Consider the following 4652-nt stretch of genomic DNA (forward strand, 5'->3'; position numbering starts at 1 on the left):
GTACAGCAGTGGTACCAGCTCTTTGGGTCGGACACTCACTCCCGGGTGCACCACTGCGTCAAGCTCCGCGACCACTGCCAAAATCCGCTTCTTACGTCCGAAGAAACCGCTGGCCGCCGCTTGCTCTGCGCGACCAAGGATGTCCTGGAGAGGCAGATCCATGGCCTCCGGTCCAACCTTTTCCAGACCGGGATGGTTCACCGCCGCGAACGCCGACACAAGCTGCTCCAGGTGTTGGGCCCCCATGGACCACTGCCCTGACCTCACAACGTCGAGGGTTTCCACCGGAACGCTACGATCCTCGAGGAGCGCAGCAAGGATGCGAACTTCCGAAGGGGACGTGGCGAACGAGACGACACCGGGCAGCCCTTCAACGGAGCGGACGGAGTCCAGCGCTGCGTCGATACGCTGTCCGGCGTCGGCAAGTTGTGTCTCGGCGTCGGCGCCGCCGGCGGCGATGAACCGCCAGGGGTGGTTCAGTGCGGGACGTGCCCGGTCGGTGCACTCGGGCAACTCGCGCAGCAAGGCGCGCACGGGCTCCAGCACTGTCGCGTCCGCCGAACTGGCAAATTCCACGCCTAGGGGGAGTGCCGGGACGTCCGGGTCAAAGGTCAAGGCTTTTGTCCGGGCACTGTAAAGGGACAGTTGGGCGCCGTTTTCCTCATGCAGACGGCTGGCGTAGCGAATGAGACCGCGGCGCGCGGACGCGAGGTCGGTCGAGGCGGTGTCCAGCTGCTGGGCGTCGGAATCCAGACGCAGCTCCAGCGCGTTCTTGATTTGGGCGCGGACTGTGGCAGGTTTACTCCCCTTGTCGTGCAGGTCAAGAGAGAAGGGGCCCATGCCCACCTCTTCAAGTCGCTTCTGCACAACGTCCAACGCGGCGCGCTTCTCAGCGACGAACAGGACACGCTTACCTTCCACGATCGCGCGGGTGAGCAGATTCGTGATGGTCTGGGACTTGCCCGTGCCGGGCGGTCCTTCTAGGACGAAGGTCTGGCCGGCGACGGCGGACGCGACGGCTTGCAGTTGCGATGAGTCGGCAGGGATGGGGCACTTGGCCGATAGGGCGTCGAGGTCCGTCTCTTCTGCGGCCTTCATCGAATCGCTGAAGAGCTCCGTAGGGCTGCTGATGAGGTGATCCACGAGACGGTTCTTGGCGAACTGCTCCCAGCTCTCGTCCAGGTCCTTCCAGAGCCGGAATTTGGCGAACTGCAGCATGGACAGGTCCACCGTGTTCTCCACCCGGAACGCCAGACCCTTGGCCGATACGGCCTCCCTGACAGCGTTGAAAGCGGCGACCAGGTCAATGCCGGATCCGTCCTCCGCAGGTTCGGCCAGACCTGGAATCCGCAGACCATGGGTCTGGGCTAGCTTCTCGAGCAGGCAGTAATTCGGCGTTGACTGTCCAGCCTCGTCCAACGTGACCCTGTACAACCCGTTCTTTCCAGCCGAAGTCAGGTTGACGGGGACGAGCACCAGCGGCGAGCGCAGGGTCCGGCCATCGAGTTCCCACAGGAGGCTGCCGAGAGCCAGATACAGGTTGTTGGCGCCAGTTTCTTCTGTCTGGGTCTTGGCCTTGTAGGCCAGCCCGCGCATTTTGGAGTTGTAGGCCTCCTCGGAGACCTCCGCGAAGACGGCCTTCTTTGCGCTCAGCATGCTAATCAGTTCGTCCTGCGGGAGATCACGGCCGAAGCGGATGCCGCGTTCCTGGTGGACTGCGCTGATCTGGTTGGAAGGAAGCAGGCTGATCGGGGTGCCGTTGTTGACAAGATCTTCGAACGGGCCAATCCACGTGCTGGGAACTGCTAGGGGGAATCGTGCCGTGTCCGTGAAGTTGATGAGCCGGTTTCTGAGGCTGAGGTCCAGCAACGCGTTCTTCCACTGCGTGACGCGCGGAGGAACATCTGACGCCGTCCCATCATGCCGGGCGACCTTGCCGTGCTTCTCCGGCACGACGGGGGCAGCTTTGGCCTGCGGGCCGTAGTTAGTGACTACAAGTTCCCCGGAACCAGCAGTTGTTCGTGCTGGCAGAGGGTAGATGCCATCAAAGCGGGCGCGGCGGATGTCGGTGACCGCCAGGATTTCATCGTGCCCCCTCTCGATGTACTTCGCTTCCGGGCTGCTCCTGAGCATGGCCAGGGTGATGGGCTGACTGTCTGTCAGCATTGTGGTTTCTATGAGGCCGATGAGGTTGCGCTGGACAAGGCTGACAAGTTCGGCGACGTCGTCGAAGGCTGCCGTGGGAAGCGCCATTTCCTCACGCCAGTATCCGAGGAAGGCGTGGCCGTCCACGAGCCACAGGAGCGGAGCGATGCCGCAGAATTCCAGCGCGGCTGCCATGACGACCGTGGTATCGAGGCACGTGCCTAGCCGGTCTTCCAGAACCTGAGCCGGAGTCCGAACCTGCTGGCCCTGCAGCCCCCAGCTGGCGGGTGGCATGCTGTAGCGGATGTCGCTCTTGCTTGCTGCCTGGGCCAGCGCAAAGACGATTTCGTCCACCCGCTCGGCACCTTCCGTGTAACCGTCCAGACTGCTGCGGCCGGTGGCGCTTGCTAGGAGGTCTGCCGCTTCGGAGACAAGCTTTGCGATGGCTGGGTGATGCGGCTGGACGAAGGCGGCCAGGAATTCGTAGGAGACAAGACCTCTGCCGGCGATCCATAGCTGGGCCGGGAGGAGCTGAAGGCGCGCTTCGGCCTTGCCTAGATTCGTTGCCGCTGAGCCGGCGGCACCGGACTCGATCGTGACAACCACTCGGCCAGGCTGCTTGTCGGAAAGCTCATACATCGTGGCGGCGGAGACGTGCACGTCGACATCGTCCAAGACGATTGCCTGCCCAGCAGCGAGGTCAACATACTGCTGGAAGTCCTCTGAAATCCTGCCCATGCTGGCAAGCACCTCCACGCGGACCACAGCACCGCGGATCTCCGCGCCCGGGTTCGTGATCTTGACCTGACGCACGAACTTGAATCCGTTGTGCACCATGGCATAACTGAGCGACTCGGCGGCGGTGATCTCCACACTGACGGGATGCTGCTTCACCGAGTGGTGGGGCGCGCGGTTCGGTTCTCTAAGCTCTTCTGCTGCGTTCCCACTGCCAGCCTCCGGCGCATCGCCAGCGCCCTCTGCAGCGTCGCGCGTCTTGTATTCATCGAGCAGAGCGGTCAGCGCTTGTGTCGCGCCATCCAGCCCCAGGTGCTTGGCGAGCCGGCCGGCCGTATCCAGCGCGCGGAAGGTGTCCGCGTCGTTGAAGGTCTCGTTGTGGGCCCAGAGGTTACGGGTCTGGCGCAGCTCGGAAGTGTAGCTGCGGGCATCGTGGCCGAGGTTGAAGGGGTAGCCAAGGGATCCCAGAGACTCGGTCATGACGCGGAGCTGCACGCTCAGATCCGTGGGCGAGTAGTTCATCGGCGCCCTGCCCGCGCTGGCGTCCTTGTGCTCCAGAAGCTTCGGCCACGAAATGCCAGGCGCAACACTTTTCAGAACTGAAGCAATGTAGGAACCAAGGCTGGTCGCCAAGGTATCCAGAGCACGGCCGACGTACTCGCGGTTGGAAAGCCCCATTGTGTTCCCCCATCTGCGGCGTAGGCGCCACCATCAACTCAGCTCAGAGTAGTGCGCTGCAAGTCAGCCCCACCAACCCGTCGACATCTTCAACGCGGCCGCTTCTTCAGATTCCTGAGGCCAGGCAACTCCTTGCAATCGGCGCGGGAGGGGGGTGTGCCTGTGCCACACACCCCACAGCACCCAGCTCCCCGCTCCAGCTCCCGGCTCCCCAAGTCTGGACCGCCGACTCCAGTGAAGCTTGTGTTTGCTAAGCAGCTGCACCGGTGAGCATGCCACTTCGGTCCCTCTGCCAGGTTCGGCCACTACTGTCCCGAAACGCCAGCGCCGCCATGAAGTCCATGTTTCCGGCGATCGGTTTGGAAGTATCGTCCTCTCCCATTAGCTCCGGCCAATATGAGCGATCGCTAAGGAAGTACTCGCCTGGCGGCAATACCTCTGCTTTTGCCTGGAGAGCTTTGATGGGCTTCCCCTTTCCGCTCACCCCTGCCTCACGACAAATAGACAGCCCAAATACTGGCTCGGCGGAACTGTTCATAATAAGAAGTCCCCATTCATTTTTGCCCTTAACGACTGCTTGGACCGGCCACGCAACCACTTGCGCCGCCTGGCGTTGAGCGTCCGTGTCCATCGCTCGACGTTCCCTGTTTGCCTCCAGCTCGTGCATTCGCTGTGCTTCCAATACCGCTTGCCTCGCATGCTTGGTTTGCAGCGTCACGAAGATCAATGCTGCGGCAGTTGCCAGAGCGCTGACTATTTGTGCGGTATCAACCAAATTCATTCTTCCCCCAGGGATTCAGCTCGTGTTTGGACCGTACGAAATTTTCGGCCTCGTTTATAGTCGCATTCCATAGCCTCTGCCCAAAATCCCACCAGTCCTGGTCACCCTGCAGGATTCGCATTAAACATTAGACCGAAGAACTGAGCTCCTGAGGAAGACGCCCGACAGGTTCAGGTACCCCCGGGACGCCCGCAAGAAGCGCGGTTTCCGGACGGTACCGTCGGCACTCTCAGCCTTCTCCAGCGACGACGTGCGCCTCGCAGAGACGGAAAGACAAGGGCGCAGCCCTGGAGCCGGGCCAATCCCTATATTC

The 4652-nt window shown here is 62.1% G+C and carries 2 protein-coding genes; both read right to left on the reverse strand.

What is annotated here, in order from left to right; all coding sequences use genetic code 11:
- A partial coding sequence (locus AC1DEY_RS22560) for a DUF4011 domain-containing protein (RefSeq protein ID WP_476869940.1) occupies positions 1–3558 on the reverse strand: 3558 nt, incomplete at its 3' end.
- A gap of 250 nt (positions 3559–3808) precedes the next feature.
- Positions 3809–4339, reverse strand: a complete 531-nt coding sequence (locus AC1DEY_RS22565) for a hypothetical protein (protein ID WP_476869941.1) — start codon at positions 4337–4339, stop codon at positions 3809–3811.
- Positions 4340–4652 lie beyond the last annotated feature (313 nt).

It is taken from the genome of Arthrobacter sp. 05T47, assembly GCF_056395825.1.